Genomic DNA, 17794 nt, shown 5'->3' with positions numbered 1-17794 from the left:
ACGCAGACACCTGGCTATAAGCCGGGTGTTTACGTTTATGGCCTATTTTAAATAAAACGGTCAATATAACATAGCCTGGCTCAAGGATCATTAAGTGCTGTTCAGACCAGCATACTTCTTGGGGGGCTGTTTTAGGTCTCTTTTTCCGGAATCACCTCTAAAAAAGAACTGCTTGTTCTGGGAATTTCCTTTAGCTGAAAGGGCTTAGCTGATCTAAAATCAGCCTGAAAAAAAACTCCGTTCTGGCGCTGATTTTTAGAAAACAGCACCAGAACGGAGTTCAAAAATTGAAAGCTGGATAAGCTTTATGAAACGCTAAGAAAGGTACACAGCTTTCACGCGGTCGCGGAGGTTGTACTCAGAAACCATTACCTCGCCATAGGCACCGGCCGTCCGGATGGCCACCAGGTCACCGCGTTTGGTCTCGGGCAGTTCAATGGCCTTGGAGAAGCAGTCCGTTGATTCACAGATGGGGCCTACCACGTCATAGGTTTTGGCGGGTAGGTCGCTGGTAAGGTTCTCAATCTTATGGTACGCCTGATACAACGCCGGGCGCATCAGTTCGGTCATGCCGGCATCCAGAATCACGAAGTTCGTTTTCTGGCCGTGCTTCATGTACAGCACTTTGGAGATGAGGTTTCCGCTGGGTGCTACTAGAGCTCTGCCCAACTCAAAGTGCACCACCTGGCCCGGGCGTTTGTCCAGCAGTCGCTCAAAAATCCCGAAATAAGTGGCGAAGTCGGCGATGGGGTTTTCTTCAGGGGTACGGTAATCCACGCCCAGGCCACCGCCCACGTTCAGGTGCGGGAAAATGAGCTCGCGTTCTTCAAACCAGTTCTGCAGCTCGTTCACCCGCAAACACAGATTTTCAAAAGCCCGCAGATCAGTGATCTGAGACCCTATATGGAAGTGCAGCCCGATGAGTTTCAGGTTAGGCCAAACTGCAAATTGTGGCAACAGTTCCTCCAGTTCCCACACGTTGATCCCGAACTTGTTTTCCTCCAGCCCGGTAGTGATGTGCTTGTGGGTGTAGGCGTCCACGTTAGGGTTGATGCGCAAGGCAACCTGCGCAAATTTCCCTTTGGCGGCCGCCAGTTCCTGGATCACCTCCAGTTCCTGGACCGATTCTGAATTAAAGCAAAAGATATTGGCGTCTAAGGCAAAGTTGATCTCAGCATCAGACTTGCCAACGCCCGCAAACACAATCTGCTCTGGCGCGAAGCCTGCTTCCAGGGCCCGGCGCACCTCGTTGCCGCTCACGCAATCCGCCCCGAACCCTCTTTCCAGGATCTCGGCCAGGATAGGGGAGTTCGCGTTCGCTTTCAGGGCATAGTGCACATGGTACCCGTATTTCCCGGCTTCGGTTTTGGCTGTGTCCAGCGTCTGGCGCAACAGGGAAAGGTCGTAGGCATAGAAAGGGGTAGGTTGCTGAGAGAACGCCTTCAGTTGTTCTTTAAGCATGGTTTTCCTCTCTTTCCTGGAACACGCCTTCGTTGATAGAAAGCAAAGCATCTTCTTTATGGATGGTATTCACTAAAAAGCTGATGTTGTTTTTGCTTCCGCCGTAAGAGATCATCCGTAGTGGGATATGACCCAGCGACTGCACCACTTTGAGGGCAGCGCCCGGCTTGTCTTCCATGAAGTCGCCTACTACGCACACAATGGTCAGTTCCGTGTCAATCTCCACTGTTCCGAAGCGCTGAAGGGCCTCGGTGATCTCCGGCAGATAGGTGATGTTGTCAATGGTAAGGGAAACGGCTACCTCAGACGTAGTAATCATGTCAATAGGCGTCTTGAAACGCTCAAACACCTCAAACACGCTGCGCAGGAAACCATAGGCCAGCAACATGCGGCTGGATTTGATCTTGATGGCAATGATACCGTCTTTGGCCGCTACCGCCTTGATCTTGTTACCGGTTCTCTTGGAAGAGATAGTGGTGCCAGCTGCCTCGGGTTCCATGGTGTTCAACAGACGCACCGGGATGTTGTGCTGCTGGGCCGGCAGAATGCTGGACGGGTGCAGGATCTTCGCCCCGAAGTACGCCAACTCCGCCGCCTCGTCAAAAGACAACTCGGCAATAGGGTAGGTGTTCTTCACAATGCGCGGATCGTTGTTGTGCATCCCGTTGATATCGGTCCAGATCTGGATCTCAGAGGCCTTCACGGCTGCCCCAACAATGGAAGCGGTATAGTCGCTGCCCCCGCGCTTGAGGTTGTCAATTTCGCCTTTGGCGTTCCGGCAGATGTATCCCTGAGTGATGAACAACTGGTTGTCTGGGTACTGGTCCAGCAGTTTTCTCAGGTTCTCACGGATGAAAGCATGGTCGGGCTCCTCGTCCGGGGTGATCTTCATGAAATCAAGCGCGGGAAGCAACACCGACGGAGTGCCTTTCTCATCCTGGAAAATCTTGAAGAGCTGCGTTGACAGTAGTTCGCCCTGTGCTAAAATGATTTTTTCGGAAGCGGGAGAGAAAGGGTGGTTGAAGCAGGCCCGGATTTCTGAGAACACTACTTCAATAACCTGTTTACCCTTGTCCTTAGATGCTTCCTGTTTATATAATTCGGCAATCACCTGTTTATAGTGTTGCTCTAATTGTGCTGTGAGAGATTCTGCCTGGGCTACGTCGCCCTGGGCCAGTTGCTGTCCAATCTGCACCAGGTGGTTCGTGGTTCCTGACATGGCAGAAAGCACCACAATAACCGGTTCCTGGGTTGGAAGCAGTTGTGAGACGGCACCCATCCGCTCCGCAGAGCCTACGGAGGTGCCCCCAAATTTCATGATTTTCATAGATATTAAATAAAACCTGCGAATTTACTAAATCATCAGGGGAATACTAAAAGAAAACCCCACCTACCGCTACTTTTTATCTGCGGTAGGTGGGGTTTTAAAGGAAAGGTGGAAGGATTAGTCTTCCTTCACAACCCTGATGACCTCAGAAAGGGAAGTACCCGTGATTCTAAGGATGTATACTCCATTGGCAAGTCTGGACAAGTCCCTGGTGAGAGTCACCTTTCCGGAAGTAACAGTTGCAGTCTCATGGTAGATCAGTTTCTGGTTCAGGTCATAGAGTTCTACCTGTACTATTCTTTCTTCTACACTGTTAATAGAGATAGAAACTTCCTTAGTGAAAGGGTTTGGAGATACGGCTACTTGAGCAGTCGCCTTATTACCCGAAGCTGCCACGGATACAACCTTGCTGTATTCAAATTCTCCATCAACATCAACTTGTTTCAGGCGGTAGTACACTGTTCCAGCCGGAGCAGAAACATCGGTGAAGCTATAGGTCTTCGCCACATTGCTGGTTCCGTTTCCTTTTACCTGACCAATGCTCAAGAAGGTTTTTCCGTTTTGGCTACGCTCCACCTGGAAGTAGGCATTGTCCTTCTCAGAGGCAGTAGTCCAGTTAAGCTTGATGCCATTATTAGTGGCTGAAGCTGTAAAGGACGTTAAAGTAACCGGCAGCGGGGTGCCTATGATCACGGTTGGAGAAAGGGTTGAAGTACCGCCGTTAGCATCAGTAGTTCTGATGGTTGGAGAATACAAATCTGATTTCAGGGCACTGCGGTTGCTTACATACATTCTTAACTGACCATTCACAATCCGGTAAGATACACCTGGTATAGAATAATTGTCATCAATTGAATAAGCTGTAATAGGAGCATCACTGTCACCGAATGTGAAAAGCACATCTTCGTTCTGGTACTCAGAAACCGCCTTTGGTTGCATAGAAGAAACAACTTCTGCCTCACAATCCAAGGTAATGGTTACCTCATCTGACTGTGAACCACAGGAAGTAGAGGACACGGTCCATCTGAAAACGTAAGCTCCCGAATTCAAACCAGAGACAGTAGTGGTTGGGTTGGTGGCATCAGCAAAGACAGGGTTTCCTGAACCACTTGGCTTAGAAACTACAGTCCAGGCACCGTTTGTGCCAGATGGAGCCGTATTTCCTTCAAGCGTAACTGTTTTGCTACCCTGGGCATTTGTTGAACAAACGGCTTTATCTGGGCCTGCATTTGCCGTGAATGTTGGGGTAGAGGTAATAGTTACTTCATTAGACACCGGGCTATCACAGTTGTTGGAAGTAGCGCGTACACTGTAGGTGCCGGCCGCAGATGCCGTGAAGGAGACCGCTCCATTCGCAACAACGGGTGAGCCACTTGGGCTGCCATTCAGGAACAATTGATAACTGTATCCATTTACTGGTGAACCAACTGAAATGGTAACCGGTGTACCACCACAAATGCTAGCGTTGCTGGCGGTAATTGCCGGCGCAGCTGGTGCTGGGTTAACGGTGACGGTAACTTCATTAGAAGTGGCAGAAGGGCAAGAACCACTGGTGGCCACCACGGTGAATTTTGTTGTAGCACTAACAGATGCTGTAAAGGAAACCGTGTTACTTCCATTATAGGTAATAGAGCTACCTTCTGCTACTCCGTTACGGAAAAGTCTGTAAGAAACACCATTCACCATGTTTCCGGTAGCAGTAATGACTACATTATCAGCTCCGCAGAAAGTGGTGGCAGAGGCTGAAATAACAGGAGCAACAGGTGCTGGGATAGAGGTCACTGTTACTTCGTTAGAGGTAGCAGGTGAGCAGGAGGCACTGCTGGCAACCACTGTGAACTTAGTTGATGGTTCAGTTACAGCAGCTGTAAACGTAACTGCGTTGCTTCCATTGAAGGTAATAGTGTTTCCTTCAGCAATACCATTTCTATAAAGTTGATAAGAAACCCCGCTTACCAGGTTAGCACTTGCAGTAATAGTGACGTTGCTATTGCCACATACAGAATTGGTGTTAGCAGTGATTGTAGGCGATACTGGTTTAGGGCTAACCGTCACATTTGTTGAGCCATTCATATCCACTGTAGGACAATCGGTTCTGAATGCTTTAACAGTCAAGATTGCATTTGCAGAAAGCACAGCTGATGTCAAGCTCAAAGTGCCAGTACCTGTAGCGGTAATTGCTGTTCCACTAGGGTTAGATCCATTGTAAATCTGGTAGGTAACCCCACTTTCTGAATTGGAGAGAGTGATGGTAGCTGCGCTTCCGTTACAGATGGTTAATGAGGCAGGTGTGACATTGTAAACAATTGGCGTTGGAGTTACTGTTACTGTTACCGGTGCTGAAGTAGCTGATGGACAGTTTGTGCTGGATGCCACAATGGTGTAGGTTCCAGTAGAGTTTACGCTTGTGGTAAAGGATACTGTATTGCTTCCATTATAAACAATGGATGAACCAACTGGTGTCCCATTTAGTGCTAAACTATATGTGACTCCATTCACCAGATTTGAGGTAGCAGTAAAGGTTACATTGCCTCCGTTGCCACAGAATTTGGTAGTAGAAGCGCTGATGTTTGTCGCTAGTGGGGTTGGACTTACTGTTACAGCTACATAACCTTCCATGGTGACATTGCCGCAGTTTCCAGGGCTAACCGCTTGTACAGTCAAAGTGGTAGAAGCTGTTAAAGCACCAGAAATAAGGGTAATAGAACCACCTGTACCAGTTACTTGGGCACCACTTGCAGCACCACCATTGTAGATCTGATAGGCTATGCCGTTCTGTGAAGAAGGCAAAGTGATAGAAACAGTTCCTCCTGAGCAAACCACCTGCTGGCTAGAAGTAAAGCTCTGCACTGCTGGAGATTGTGTTACCGTGATGGCATAAGTAGAGCCAATTGCCAGAGAAGAACAGCCAGACCGCACGGCGTACACTCTAAGAGAAGCATTGGAAGTCAATGCATCTGTGGTAAGGGTAATGGCACCTCCGGTACCTGCTACCCCAAGCCCAGTTAGGGTGGTACCATTGTAAATCTGGTAAGTTACCCCAACTTCTGAGCTAGCCAGGCTAATGCTGGCGGTTGAACCGCTACAGATACTAGTTGAAGTAACCAAGGTGCTATTTTGGTTTGACGGGGCCGAAACAGTTACAGTAACTGGGCTACCTACAGTGAAAGCAGCGCAATTGGCAGGGCTGCTTGGCGTAGCCTGAACTGTAAAAGAAGTAGTTGCAGTAATAGCGGCTGAGGTAAGGGTAATATCTCCCCCGGTGCCTTCTACGGCAGCCCCAGTGGCTACTCCGTTGATGAACAATTGGTAGAAAACCTCCGTTTCAGAGGCACTTACTCTAATTTGGGCGGTACCGCCGCTACAGATAGTTGGGGTGATGGCCGCCACTGTGAGGTTGGCGGATGGCACAGAGACAAACACGCGGTTGCTCATGTCAACTGAGCAGGTATTTCCTGATCTGGTGGCAACTACTTTCAGGTTAGAATTGCCTGTCAGCAAGCCAGTAGTTAAAGTAATGGCACTTCCGGTTCCAGTTACAGCAGAGCCAGTGTTTGTATAGTTACCGGTTGCGGGGTTGTAAATCTGAACCTGATAGCTAACTCCAGTTTCAGAGCCTGCCAGAGTTAAAGTGGCCGCATTGTTATAGCAGATAGCCTGTGTGGTAGGAGTAACTGCGAAGGCGGTAGGAACAGGGGTTACTGTAATAACAGAGTTCCCTGACATGGTTACCCTTGCACCACAGGAGTTTGTTGCCACCACAGTGTAAGTACCACCGGCTGTAATTGATCCAGTTGAAAGTGTCAAGGCATTGCCTGTTCCTTCCACAATGCTTCCAACTGAAGTACTACCCAGGAAAATTTGATAGGAAACACCTAACTGTGATCCTGAGAGGGCAATAGAAGCAGCCTGGCCACTACAGATCGTCTGGGTAGCAGGAGTTACGTTGAAGGTAGTTGGAGTGGCAGAAGTAACGTTAACTGTAAACTGCTGTGTCAGGGCAAAAGGAGCACATCCCCCTGAGGTAGCCAGTACCCTTAAAGTATTAGCGCCAGTGGTGGAAAGAGCCGCAGAGGTAAGGGTGATGTTGCCACCATTACCAGTAACCGAAGCACCAGTGTTGGTGAAAGTACCACCTGACCCGGTTTGCAATTGATACACAACGCCACTTTCTGAGCTTTGGATGACCACCGAGGCTGTGTTACCCGCACAGACAGATTGAACTGAAGGGGTAATGGTTAGAGCATTAGATGGGACAGTCACCGTGAAGGTGTTGGACATGTCTGTAGAGCATCCATTCTTGGTAGCTACCACTTTGAACGTGCCACTAGTTGTAATGGCGCCGGTAGTTAAGGTGATTGCACTGCCTGTACCTGCCACAGCGTTCCCCGTGTTAACATAGGTTCCGGTAGAAGGGTTAATCACCTGAATCTGGTATGAGGCACCTGATTCAGAATTTGCCATGGTGACAGTGGTTGTGGTACCATTACAAACTGTTGTAGAAGCTGGGGTAACTGCATAAGCTGTAGGAGCCGGTGCAATAGTAATGGAAGTTGACCCTTTCAAAGTAGCCTGGCAATCAGGGGAGCCTGCCTGGAAAGCTCTAACCGTTAAAACAGCCGCAGCTGTTAGGTTACCAGAAGACAAGGTAATGGTACCTCCGTTACCTACCATAGAAGGCCCGCTGGCAGTTGATCCATTGTAAATCTGGTAAATAACCCCATTTTCGGTATTGGCTACCGTGATAGTGGCTGAACTGTTATTACAAACGGTTTGTGCCGACGGGGTGAAGGTTGGGGTAGTTGAAGGTGAAACGCAGGTAACGGTAACAGCAGCTGTTTGCTGACTCTCACAACCTCCACCAGTAGGAGTGATAGAAGCAGTTACCGAAGTCCCGGTTGAAAGGTTTGCCTGGTTTGTAGGGTTGATAGCAATAGACCAAGTCACAGGAGTTGTAGTAGAAGCCCCAGTGACGGTGGCAGTTCCGGCAATTCGCTGTCCTTCAATGAACACATTCACTGTTCCATTAGTCGTACTGGTACCAGTAATCACCGTCGCCCTTTCTTTAATGGGAGAGGCTAAAGTTAATCCAAGGCTTGCAGCAGTTGCTGGAGTGGTTACGGTGATGGTTGCCGAAGCTGGGCTTACCGTTTTTCCTCCCGGTGCAGTTGCTACAGCGTACAATAGGTCACCGCCCTGCAAAACTATGTTAGGGATAATTGGAGCAGTCCAATTACCAGTTGTAGCTGTTGACGGAGTTCTTACAACAGTAGCTGTTTCTGTTACTCTCAAATCAGAAACCCCTGTTCTTCTTCTGTACACTATAACAGTAGTACCATCCGCCTCGGTAGAAGTACCTGTAATAGACGTTATAGTTGGGCAAGGAGAAGAGGTTGTAATAATAGGCGCAACTGTTTCACAATTTGAACCTACAACTATTTCAGATGTTGGGGCCGAAAGCCCCTCGTAACCAGATGGATAATTGGTTAAGTCTGTTGTTGGGACTTTAGCTCTAAAGGTTATCCTGCTACCAACTGGCAATCCAATAGAAGCTAAGTTAACAGTCCAGTTTACTCCATTTGCCGTTGTAATTGGAGTTATGCTACCATCATTTGCTGGATTAAAGGGGAATCCGTTAATAAAGAGGTAAATTAATGCCCCAGCTTCAGAAGTACCGCTAAACGTTGTTGTTCCTAAACATATATAATTAAATGTTGGTGTTGGTGTTAATGTTGTCTGTGTGGTTCCTGTAGTCGTTGGGGTGCCTGTTCCACTATTTGCGTACCAACTATTTGATCTAGGAGATTCACATCCTCCACCAGCCGGAATAGCAGAAGCTGTTAATGTGGCATAGTTTTTTTGTGAGCCTGCTGGATAAGCGAATACCCTTTGGTCTTGGCCTGAGGTATAACTCCAATCATATGTTCCACTTGTATTTGCTGTTGTGCTGGCTGTGGTGGTGCCAAAAAAGATTCCATCCCGGTAAACTCTGATAGTGGTACCTGTTAAAACCCCATTAACAGTTTGTGGGGCAATGGAGGTAGTACCGTTAAGGGACTTTTGATTTTGTCCGAAGTTTACAATTACTGGAGCAGCGTTTGTACAAGTAGAAATCTGCGAACCAACAGTAACAGTATTGGAAGATACCGAAGTACTGGCTGTACAGTTTCCTGAAGCTGCTCTGGTTACCCTTGCAGTCAGAATATCACCAGCAGCAAGGGTGGTGCCACTTGGTAAAGGAAAAGAAAACGTCCCGTTTGATACGATTACCGGTGAAGCTGCCACTACCTGGGTCCCGTTGCGGAAGAGGGTAATGGTTCCGCCATTTTCAGTGGAAGTTCCGGTAATGGTGGTAGTGCCTACTCTAATGGATGGGCTTGTAGAAATAGCGGGAGCTGCTGGAGCGGCAGTTTGGCAGAACTCGCCAGCTTGGATTTGCTGCAGGGAGGTAGATGGGAATGCTGGGATCAGATCGCGCCAGATCCGAATTTTATCATTGGCATAGGTTCTGTCATCCACCCCGCCAACATCTGAGATAGTACCTTCCAAACCTGTTTGGGCGCTAGTTACGGTAGATCCAGTTACACGCAGGGGAGTAGTTGGGCTAATGCCTACACCTCCATCACCACTGAAAGCAGAAAGCGGTACATAGAAATCAAAAAAGTAATCAGCATTTCCGCCTGCAGTAGAGGCGGCTATGGCTTTCTGGAAGTATTGGCTGTAGCCTCCGTTTGCGCTACCACGCCAGATGACGTTACTGGTGAAAGGATCTGTGTCGTCTCCGCTCCCTCGGTGGCGGTAGATGACAACATCAAAGTTAAGGGCCAATACTACCTCAAACTCAAAGCCAAGGTTTTTCACCTTAGAAGGAGTGGTGTAATCCACCAAAGTACCGTTGGCAAGCCGCTGTTTGTTGAAGACCCCATCAGAATCAATCAAGAAGCTATATCCTTTAGATGCCGAAGAGTTACCCCCTAAACGGACCCTAAAGAGTACTCGTGTTCCATCATAAGCCATGTACAATGGGTTGGGTGCTAAATCAGTATGACCGCCGGCTGACCCAGTTACCAAGTCATTCAAAGGCTCAGAGCCCAGTTGGGGTAACTCACGGTAGGCAATCTCATTATACTGGGCAGTTCTATCATTAGTGCCTACATAACCGGTATTGGTTTTGGAGACATAGTTGTCCAGATTGGGATCTAAAACATTTCTTCCGGTACCAGTAGCTGGTTGAAAAATCAAACCTGGAGTTTGGGCTTGGGCACTGTATTGAAAATACAAAAGGAAGAAAAGGAAGGCAATAAGAAAATTGCAATTCTGGCTCTTAGGAAGTAAAGGTTTTTCCTTCATAGCTTATAATTAGGTGAATGATGATTTGTGGTGAGGTGCTTCAAAATTATTCCCCGCAGGTTTAGAAAAGCGCTAATTCGGTGAACATAGCCTTTCGCCGGACCAATTAGAGTAAAACGTTAGTAGAAATACGGTTCGTAAAATGGTAGGTTTATATAAACGGCTGATTTTTAGAATAAAACTTATAAACAGGTAGACATACAGTTTTGTTTTGTCCAATGATTGGGAAGCGCAGGAAAGGAAGAGGATGGTGTGAAAAGTGCAATAATTGAAAATTGTAAAAGGGTTTTTAAAACGGATAAATGCTGAAAAGCATCTTTTGCTAGATATTTCTTGTCCCTACTTGTTGGAGGTTTCTTTGGTGATTAAGGTAAATAAGAGGCTTGCGGCATTGCCGCCAAAACCTGCTGCATTCACCATAATATGAAGAGGATGAGAAGAGGGATTAACCCTATTACTTTGGTGGGCTCTGTTCCGGAAAGGTGAACGTAACAGAGCAATCCCCATTTCAGCCGATATGGCGCCGGAGGCACCTAGTGTGTGGCCTATCTGATTTTTATTGGAAAAGAAATCAGGGGCGTTTTCACCAAAGACACTGTTAATGGCAGTCATCTCTGCAGCATCCCCGGCTTTGGTGCCGGGGGCGTGCAGCACTATGGCGTCAATGTCGGCAGGGGAAAGGGCAGCTTGTTGTAAGGCATCGCGCATAGCAAGTTGGAAATGAATCCCTTCTTTGGAAATACCGGTCTTGGAGGGGCTGCGTTCGTATCCCATTCCCACGGCTGCCACCACTACTGCTTTTTCCTGCCCAAGGGCTTCCAGCTCCTGCTGGGTCATTCTTTCCAAGGCAAAAACGGCGGCTCCCTCGCCTAAAACAAAGGTGTTGTGCTCCTTATTCAGGGGGCGGCAAGGATGATCATCGGAGATAAACTTGGAGTAGATGCCAATGGATTTCATCTGCGCGATGGTGAAAGGAGTGAGGGGAGCCTCGGTGCCACCCACCAGAAAGCGTTTTGCCATGCCGGACTTGAGCCAGGCTACTCCGTTGGCGAATGCCTGCAAAGCGGTGCTGCAGGTAACAGAATGGCTGATGAGCGGGCCCTGGGCCTGCAGGTCATTGGCCACCCAACTAGCCACGTTCCCCAGGGTTGTACTGGGCGAGACGCCAGGTGAAAGCCGTTTTTCGGGCGTTTTCAGGAAATCGGCGTGGAAATGCTCAAACAAACCGGTCGCGCCTCTGGAGGAACCTAGGTTGATGCCTACCGGTAAATCCTCACCCATGGCCCAACCTGCCTGGGCTACGGCTTGGCGTGCCGCTAGAATGGCTAACTGCACCGACCGGTCAAGTGAAGCATAAGTGAGGTTTTCCTGTAATAGCGTTTGCAGCAGGTTTTCAGCCGCAGGAGAAATTGGCGCCACGGGAGTGTCATTCCCCAAGTAAGGAAGCGTAGTAAAGGCGGTTTTACCGCTGGTATAGGAGGCATATACTTCTTCCGGGGTGCCTCCCAGCCCCGATATTGATCCCATTCCCCGGACCACAATCCATTCCTGATCCCCTCTGCTCTTCATCTGTTTTCTGGGTGATTTTCTCTAAACAAGGCTAAAACGCCTGCACTACTAAATTTCGCATCTGCTCCATGACCCCGTACACTTTTTCAAGTTGGGCATTGGTGATGCAATAAGGCGGAAGCACGTACACAATGTTGCCCAAAGGCCGCAGCAGTACGCCGTTATCCAGGGCTAAATTGTATAACTGGTCCCGCAAAGAATGGAAATAGGAGGTTTGCCCCACTTCAAACTCAATGGCCAGAATGGTGCCGGTTTGGCGGAAAGCTTTAATTCCCGCTCTGCCTTCCAAGGTCTGGGCGAAGGCAGCGTGGGAAGCGCTGATTCTATCCAGGTTCTCCAGAAATGATTGTTCCTCCACTAGATCCAGGCTGGCCAAAGAAGCGGCGCAGGCTACCGGGTTGGCCGTATAGGAGTGACCGTGGAAAAAGGTCTTGGTCTTGTCTTCGCTCAGGAAAGAATCATAGATGGCTTGCGAACTGGTGGTCACGCCCAGAGCCATGGTGCCGCCGGTAAGTCCTTTGGAAAAGCACATCAGGTCAGGTTCCTGGCCCAGGTAATCGCAGGCGAAACGCTTGCCAGTTCTCCCGAAGCCGGTCATGACTTCATCAGCGATGATCAATACACCCTTGGCCCGGCAGCGTTCCACCAAGCGGTTTAACACCTCGGGCGAGTACATGACCATTCCGGCGGTGCCTAGTACCAAAGGCTCAAAGATGAAAGCGGCAATGTCCTCGCGTTCCAGCAGTTTTTCCAGTTGCGCTAAAATCTGTTCTTCTTCACCAGGAACCGGCACGGGCAGAAACTCCACGTCAAAAAGATACTGCTGGAAAGGACGGGTAAAGACCGAGCGTTCGCTCACCGACATCGCTCCGAAGGTATCGCCGTGATAACTGCCTTCAAACGCGATGATCCTGGTCTTTTCCTGGCCTTGGTTAAACCAGAACTGCAACGCCATCTTAAGTGCCACTTCCACGGCTGTAGATCCGTTGTCTGAGTAAAAGACCCTGGCCTGGTTCTGGGGCAAGAGCTTGAGCAACCTTTCTGCGAGTTCTACGGCGGGAGCGTGGGTGAACCCCGCGAAGATCACGTGCTCCAGGGTACGCAATTGCTGGCAAACCCGCTCCGCGATGTGCGGGTGCGCGTGCCCATGGATGTTCACCCACCACGAAGACACGGCGTCAATGAACTCGCGGCCATCCTCGGTGAAAAGGACGGCGCCTTCTCCGCGCGTGACTCCAATAGGAGGGGGAGCCGTTTGCATCTGGGTGTACGGGTGCCAGTTCACCAACTGGTCCCGCTCCGAAAGGCTATTGTGCATGGTTGGTTAAATAATCTTGTAAGGTCTTCGCGTACCTTAAAACCGTGTCTTTATCAAAGCTTTCTTCCTGCAGAATGCGCGGAAAAGCCGGAAGCTGGGAGTAGTTCAAGATGAATTCTTCTGACGAAGCGTTTGGTACCCCGTTGAAGACAATGCCGGCTACGCCGATGTTTCTGCTCTTGAGCACCTCTACCGCCATTAGGGTATGGTTGATACTGCCCAGGTAGTTTCTGGAAACGAGTACGACTTCCAATTGCAATCTCTGGATGAGGTCCAATATCAGGTCTCGCTCGTTCAATGGCACCATCAGGCCGCCGGCGCCTTCCACCACCAAGTTGTTTTTAGTGGCAGGCACTTGTATTTGTTCTAGTGACAGCCGGATGCCCTCTGCGGCAGCGGCTGTGTGGGGGGAGGCTGGCATCTGTAGGCGGTAGGCCTCCGGGTGAAAAACAGTACGGGAGTTGGAGATCAGGCTTCCCACGGTGTGGGTGTCTGAGTCTTCCAGGTTTCCGGCCTGTACGGGTTTCCAGTAATCAGCTTGGAGCGCTTCGGTGAAGATGGCGGCGGCAATGGTTTTACCCACATCGGTGCCTATGCCGGTAATGAAATATTTTTTGGGGTGTGCTGATGAAGCAGGTTGCATAATTCTTGAACTTGGGCTTTGGTATTATAGGCGTGTAGCACCAATCTGAGGCGCTCTTTGCCCGCTGGAACGGTGGGGCTGAACACTGGCCGCACGTCAAATCCCGCTGCCTGAATATGGTTGGCTAATGTCCGTAGCGCCACCGGATCTGGCAATTGCCACGCCTGGATGGGGCTGCCGTTTTGGCCCTTTTTTCCGGAAAACGAAGCCAAAGCACGACCGTCTTCCAGAAGTGATTGATAATATCCGGCCAGTTCCTGTACCTGGGCTCTTTCCTGGTTCAGGGAGGGAAGTAACCTATAGGCTTGCCTGATGGCGGCTAGAGAGGCCAGCGGTAGGGCAGTGGTGTAGATGAAGGGCCGACTGAAGTTGAGCAGAAACTGCTGCAGTTCCCTTGGGCCCACCACCGCGGCTCCGTGCGCCCCAATCGCCTTCCCGAAGGTCATGATGCGGGCAAACACCTGCTGCTCTAATTCTAAGGCGGAAACCAGGCCTTCGCCGTTTGGACCGTACAGTCCATTGGAATGCGCCTCGTCCACCACCAGGTACAAGTCCTGTTCCTGGCAAAGGGAAGCTAATTCCTTCAGCGGGGCGAAGTCACCATCCATGGAATACAGAGACTCTACGGCTACGTACACATCGCCCTGTGCGCGCTTTAGCTTCTGGCGGAGATCGTTTACGTCGTTATGTCGAAAGGGAAAACTCTGCGCGAAACTGAGCCGGATACCTTCTTTCATGGAGGCGTGGCTGGCCTCATCGTAAAAGATGGTGTCACCGCGCTGGGGCACCGCCGAGAAGAATCCGCAATTGGCCACGTACCCCGAGTTGAACAGCAAGGCTGACTCCCCATGGTGGAAAAGCGCAAGCTCCTCTTCCAGTTCCTGGGCGTAGCGGGTATTGCCGCTCAGCAGGCGGGAGCCGGTGGCGCCGTGTGCCGGCTGTTTTCCTAATTCTTCGGCTATATTTTGGGCCAGAACCTCTGATGCCGCCAACCCCAGGTAATTGTTGGAACTGAAATCCACCAAACCTTTAGGGGGAAGGGTAAGACTCCGCAGGGTTCCTTTCTGCACTCTGGTTTCCAGCTGGCGCAGCAGACGTTCCGGCACCTTCATGGTAAAAGGTTATTCAGCGGCTACTGCTTCAGCAGGAGCGTCAACGGTTCCACCGCAGGCAGTCTCAGCTTTGAAGGACTTGCGAGGCGTTAAGCCCAGCAACTCAAACATGGATTTGTCATTGGCGAAGCCAGGGTTAGGCGTGGTCAACAGCTTATCTCCGGAGAAGATGGAGTTGGCGCCCGCCAAAAAGCAAAGGGCCTGCTCGCTCACCGGCATCTCCTGGCGTCCGGCAGATAAACGCACCATGGTTTTTGGCATGAGGATACGGGCGGTGGCGATCATGCGCACCATTTCCCATACGCTCACGCGGGGTTGCTCGGCCAACGGCGTGCCTTCCACGGGCACCAGTGCGTTCACCGGCACAGATTCTGGGTGTTGGGGCAGGTTAGCCAGCACGTGCAGCATGGCAATTCTATCGTCATCCGTCTCGCCCAACCCGATGATACCGCCGCTGCACACTGAGATACCTGCTTTGCGCACGTTCTCGATGGTTCCCAGGCGGTCGCCGTAGGTACGGGTGGTGATGATGTTGCTGTAGTTTTCCTCGGAGGTGTCCAGGTTGTGGTTGTAGGCATAGAGACCGGCTTCTTTCAAACGCTCGGCCTGGTACTCGTTCACCATGCCCAGGGTGCAGCACACCTCCAGACCCATCTCGTTCACGCCTTCCACCATTTCCAGCACGCGGTCAAAGTCGCGGTTATCACGTACCTCGCGCCAGGCGGCGCCCATGCAGAAACGGGTAGAACCGCCTTCTTTGGCTTTACGCGCGGCATCCAATACCACCTCGTTGCTGAGAAGTTTATGCGCCTGCACACCGGTGTGGTAACGGGCCGCCTGCGGACAGTAAGCGCAGTCCTCTGGGCAACCTCCGGTTTTTACGCTCAACAGCGTACACACCTGCACCTCGCCGGTAGCCTGGAATTGTTTGTGAACCTGTGAGGCCTCCACGATGAGTTCCAGCACGGGTTTATAGTAGATGGCGCGTATTTCATCCATGGTCCAATCCGTACGGAGAGGGGCGGTGTTCAGGGCGTCCGTCATAGTCTAAAAAGTCTGGTTTAGGCGGCTAAAGTACGGCGGAAAAAGCAATAGGAGAAATTTTTAAACCTAATGCTAACCCTTGTTAGGTTATTTTTAAGCTTGTTTTCTGAAAATCAGGTAGAAAACAAAAGAAGTAATGGGTCATATTAATTTGTAAGAATAACCACATTGAAGATAAAAACTAGTTTTAGAACCTTTAGGGATGGGTAGTGGGATTTAAGAGGCATAAAACTAACCTTGAATTTGTTCTATATTGGTTGTGAGAATTCATATGCATCCCCTTCCCCCTTTGAAGGGGGAAGGGGATGATTGCTCGTGCTGATCACACGCATTCCCAAATTGTTGGGGTACTCCCTTGTAGTTGCCCTTGCTTTTGGCGGAAGGTAAACGGTTCCTCGAGCCAATTGGTCATCCCCCTACCCCCTTCAAAGGGGGACGGAATTCGTGGGGAGCATTGCTGAAATCTTTTTCTGGGAAAGAACTTCTATGGCAGCAAAATTCAGATGCTTTGTAAAAGACGAAGCCCATGTGGAATTTGATTCCTGCATGGGCTTCCTGTGTTTTAGGCCTGTTTTCTGAAAATCAGGTTTAAAACCGAACTCGGCAATCAGCAATAAAGCCTACTTCTTATCAGCTATTACAACCTGGCCGTTGCGGTATTCTACTTTCTTGGTGGGTTTTCCGTTCTCGTCGAAGTAGGTCCAGGTGCCGGTTTCGCGGTTGTTGCGGAAGGTGCCGGCCATTTCGGTTTTACCGTTCTCGTAGAGCTGTTTGAAAGTGCCGTAGCGCAGGCCGTCTTTGTACAGGGTCTCTGATTTCACCTTGCCCGATGGGAAGTAGGTGATGAGGGTGCTCACAATTTTGCCGTTCAGGTACGTGGCTTTGGATTCAACCTGGCCGTTGTCGTGGTAGGTGAGGCGCTCACCGTTGATGCGGCCGTTCTTGTAGGGTTCGGTGGTTTTGGGTTTCTTGTTCTCGTGGAATTCCTGCCAAGTGCCCACCCGTTTGTTGTCTTTGAACTCCTCCTGCGCGGCAATAGCCCCGGAAGGGTAGAAGCGGGTGATTTTGCGGTCTTTCTCGGCGTTGCCGTACCGGATTTCCTCTTTCAGTTTTCCATTCTCGTCAAAGGACTGGGCCAGACCTACCCTGATGCCTTTGCTGTAGGTGAGGGTTGCTTTACGCTGGCCGTTTTCATAGTACGCCACTGAGGTGCCCTCGGGCTTGCCCGCCACCACGCTGCCTTCAGTCATGAGTTTGCCGGAGCGGTAGTAGGTTTTGAACTTGGCCGGTTTAGAAGGGCCATCGCTGATGGTCTCGGTCTCCAGTTGGCCGTTGTCATAGTAGGTCCGGTAGCCACCCTCAATCATGCCGTTGCGGTAATTGGCCTCCGACTGCTTTTCGCCGTTGGGGTGGAAGGTGCGCGAGACGCCGCTCTGCGCCTTCTTGGCATAGGTGATCTCAGAACGCAGCTTGCCGTTGGAGAAATACTCTTTCACGGTACCCTCTGGGAAGCCCTCCACAAAGTTTGCTTCCTGCTTCAGTTGGCCGTTCTCATAGTAACTTTTGAAAGGACCATTCTGCAGATCGTTCAGGTACTGGCCTTCCTGTAGTTTGTTGCCATTGGCGTAGACCGCTGAGAAAGGTCCGTTTTTTTTGCCTTCTTTATATGGTACCGTCAGTTTGGGTTTGCCGCTGGGGAAGAACTCGGTATAGAGGCTGTCGCGTTTGCCTTCCACTACTTTTACCATGGCCTCCAGTTCGCCAGTAGAGTAGTATTTACGGTAATAGCCGTGCATCACGGAGTCCTCAGTTCCTTTGATGAAGTACACCTCCTTGATCGCCGATTGCAGGGAATCATGGTAGGTGACCACGCGGGTCTGGGCCTGGGATTCCAGTTGGAACCCGAACGTGAGCAGCAGAAACGCAGATAAAAAAAGAATCCTTTTCATGGATACAAAACAATAAAAAAA

Annotated in this window: 9 protein-coding genes; all 9 read right to left on the bottom strand. The window is 50.2% G+C overall.

The genetic code is table 11. The annotated features are described in order from the left end of the window. Positions 1–315: 315 nt before the first annotated feature. Positions 316–1461, bottom strand: a complete 1146-nt coding sequence (lysA, locus tag J3P34_RS13760) for a diaminopimelate decarboxylase (RefSeq protein WP_210489230.1) — start codon at positions 1459–1461, stop codon at positions 316–318. Next, the gene (locus J3P34_RS13755) at positions 1454–2788 is read right to left on the bottom strand and encodes an aspartate kinase (RefSeq protein WP_210489229.1); all 1335 of its coding nucleotides are present in this window, start codon (positions 2786–2788) and stop codon (positions 1454–1456) included. The genes lysA and J3P34_RS13755 overlap by 8 nt, the downstream gene beginning before the upstream one ends. A gap of 117 nt (positions 2789–2905) precedes the next feature. Beyond that, positions 2906–10138: an Ig-like domain-containing protein gene (locus J3P34_RS13750; RefSeq protein ID WP_210489228.1), complete on the bottom strand. Its 7233-nt coding sequence runs from the start codon at positions 10136–10138 to the stop codon at positions 2906–2908. Between the two features lie 339 nt (positions 10139–10477). Next, entirely contained in the window at positions 10478–11707 is a 1230-nt protein-coding gene (locus tag J3P34_RS13745) for a beta-ketoacyl synthase N-terminal-like domain-containing protein (RefSeq protein ID WP_210489227.1), read from the bottom strand. Between the two features lie 31 nt (positions 11708–11738). Beyond that, positions 11739–13025 carry an adenosylmethionine--8-amino-7-oxononanoate transaminase gene (gene bioA / locus J3P34_RS13740; RefSeq protein ID WP_210489226.1) on the bottom strand — a complete coding sequence of 429 codons (1287 nt, stop codon included), beginning with the start codon at positions 13023–13025 and terminating at the stop codon, positions 11739–11741. Next, complete coding sequence (bioD, locus tag J3P34_RS13735) at positions 13015–13668, bottom strand: dethiobiotin synthase (protein ID WP_210489225.1); 654 nt, start codon at positions 13666–13668, stop codon at positions 13015–13017. Before bioD ends, bioA begins: the two co-directional genes overlap by 11 nt. Further along, positions 13617–14780 carry an aminotransferase class I/II-fold pyridoxal phosphate-dependent enzyme gene (locus J3P34_RS13730; protein ID WP_210489223.1) on the bottom strand — a complete coding sequence of 388 codons (1164 nt, stop codon included), beginning with the start codon at positions 14778–14780 and terminating at the stop codon, positions 13617–13619. The genes bioD and J3P34_RS13730 overlap by 52 nt, the downstream gene beginning before the upstream one ends. A gap of 9 nt (positions 14781–14789) precedes the next feature. Next, a complete protein-coding gene (bioB, locus tag J3P34_RS13725; RefSeq protein WP_210489222.1) occupies positions 14790–15824 on the bottom strand; it encodes a biotin synthase BioB in 1035 nt (344 codons plus the stop codon). A 620-nt stretch (positions 15825–16444) separates the two neighbouring features. Next, complete coding sequence (locus tag J3P34_RS13720) at positions 16445–17773, bottom strand: toxin-antitoxin system YwqK family antitoxin (protein WP_210489221.1); 1329 nt, start codon at positions 17771–17773, stop codon at positions 16445–16447. Positions 17774–17794: the final 21 nt, after the last annotated feature.

Source organism: Rufibacter aurantiacus, assembly GCF_017916345.1.
GTDB classification, from domain to species: domain Bacteria; phylum Bacteroidota; class Bacteroidia; order Cytophagales; family Hymenobacteraceae; genus Nibribacter; species Nibribacter roseolus.
Note: the sequence above shows the minus strand (reverse complement) of the source record. Positions and strands in the feature narration are given on the sequence as shown.

What these genes read in the sequence shown, in the direction of transcription:
- lysA (WP_210489230.1), bottom strand. Translation starts at nt 1,461, where the DNA reads ATGCTTAAAGAACAACTGAAGGCGTTCTCTCAGCAACCTACCCCTTTC.
- bioD (WP_210489225.1), bottom strand. Translation starts at nt 13,668, where the DNA reads ATGCAACCTGCTTCATCAGCACACCCCAAAAAATATTTCATTACCGGC.
- J3P34_RS13750 (WP_210489228.1), bottom strand. Translation starts at nt 10,138, where the DNA reads ATGAAGGAAAAACCTTTACTTCCTAAGAGCCAGAATTGCAATTTTCTT.
- J3P34_RS13755 (WP_210489229.1), bottom strand. Translation starts at nt 2,788, where the DNA reads ATGAAAATCATGAAATTTGGGGGCACCTCCGTAGGCTCTGCGGAGCGG.
- bioB (WP_210489222.1), bottom strand. Translation starts at nt 15,824, where the DNA reads ATGACGGACGCCCTGAACACCGCCCCTCTCCGTACGGATTGGACCATG.
- J3P34_RS13730 (WP_210489223.1), bottom strand. Translation starts at nt 14,780, where the DNA reads ATGAAGGTGCCGGAACGTCTGCTGCGCCAGCTGGAAACCAGAGTGCAG.
- J3P34_RS13720 (WP_210489221.1), bottom strand. Translation starts at nt 17,773, where the DNA reads ATGAAAAGGATTCTTTTTTTATCTGCGTTTCTGCTGCTCACGTTCGGG.
- J3P34_RS13745 (WP_210489227.1), bottom strand. Translation starts at nt 11,707, where the DNA reads ATGAAGAGCAGAGGGGATCAGGAATGGATTGTGGTCCGGGGAATGGGA.
- bioA (WP_210489226.1), bottom strand. Translation starts at nt 13,025, where the DNA reads ATGCACAATAGCCTTTCGGAGCGGGACCAGTTGGTGAACTGGCACCCG.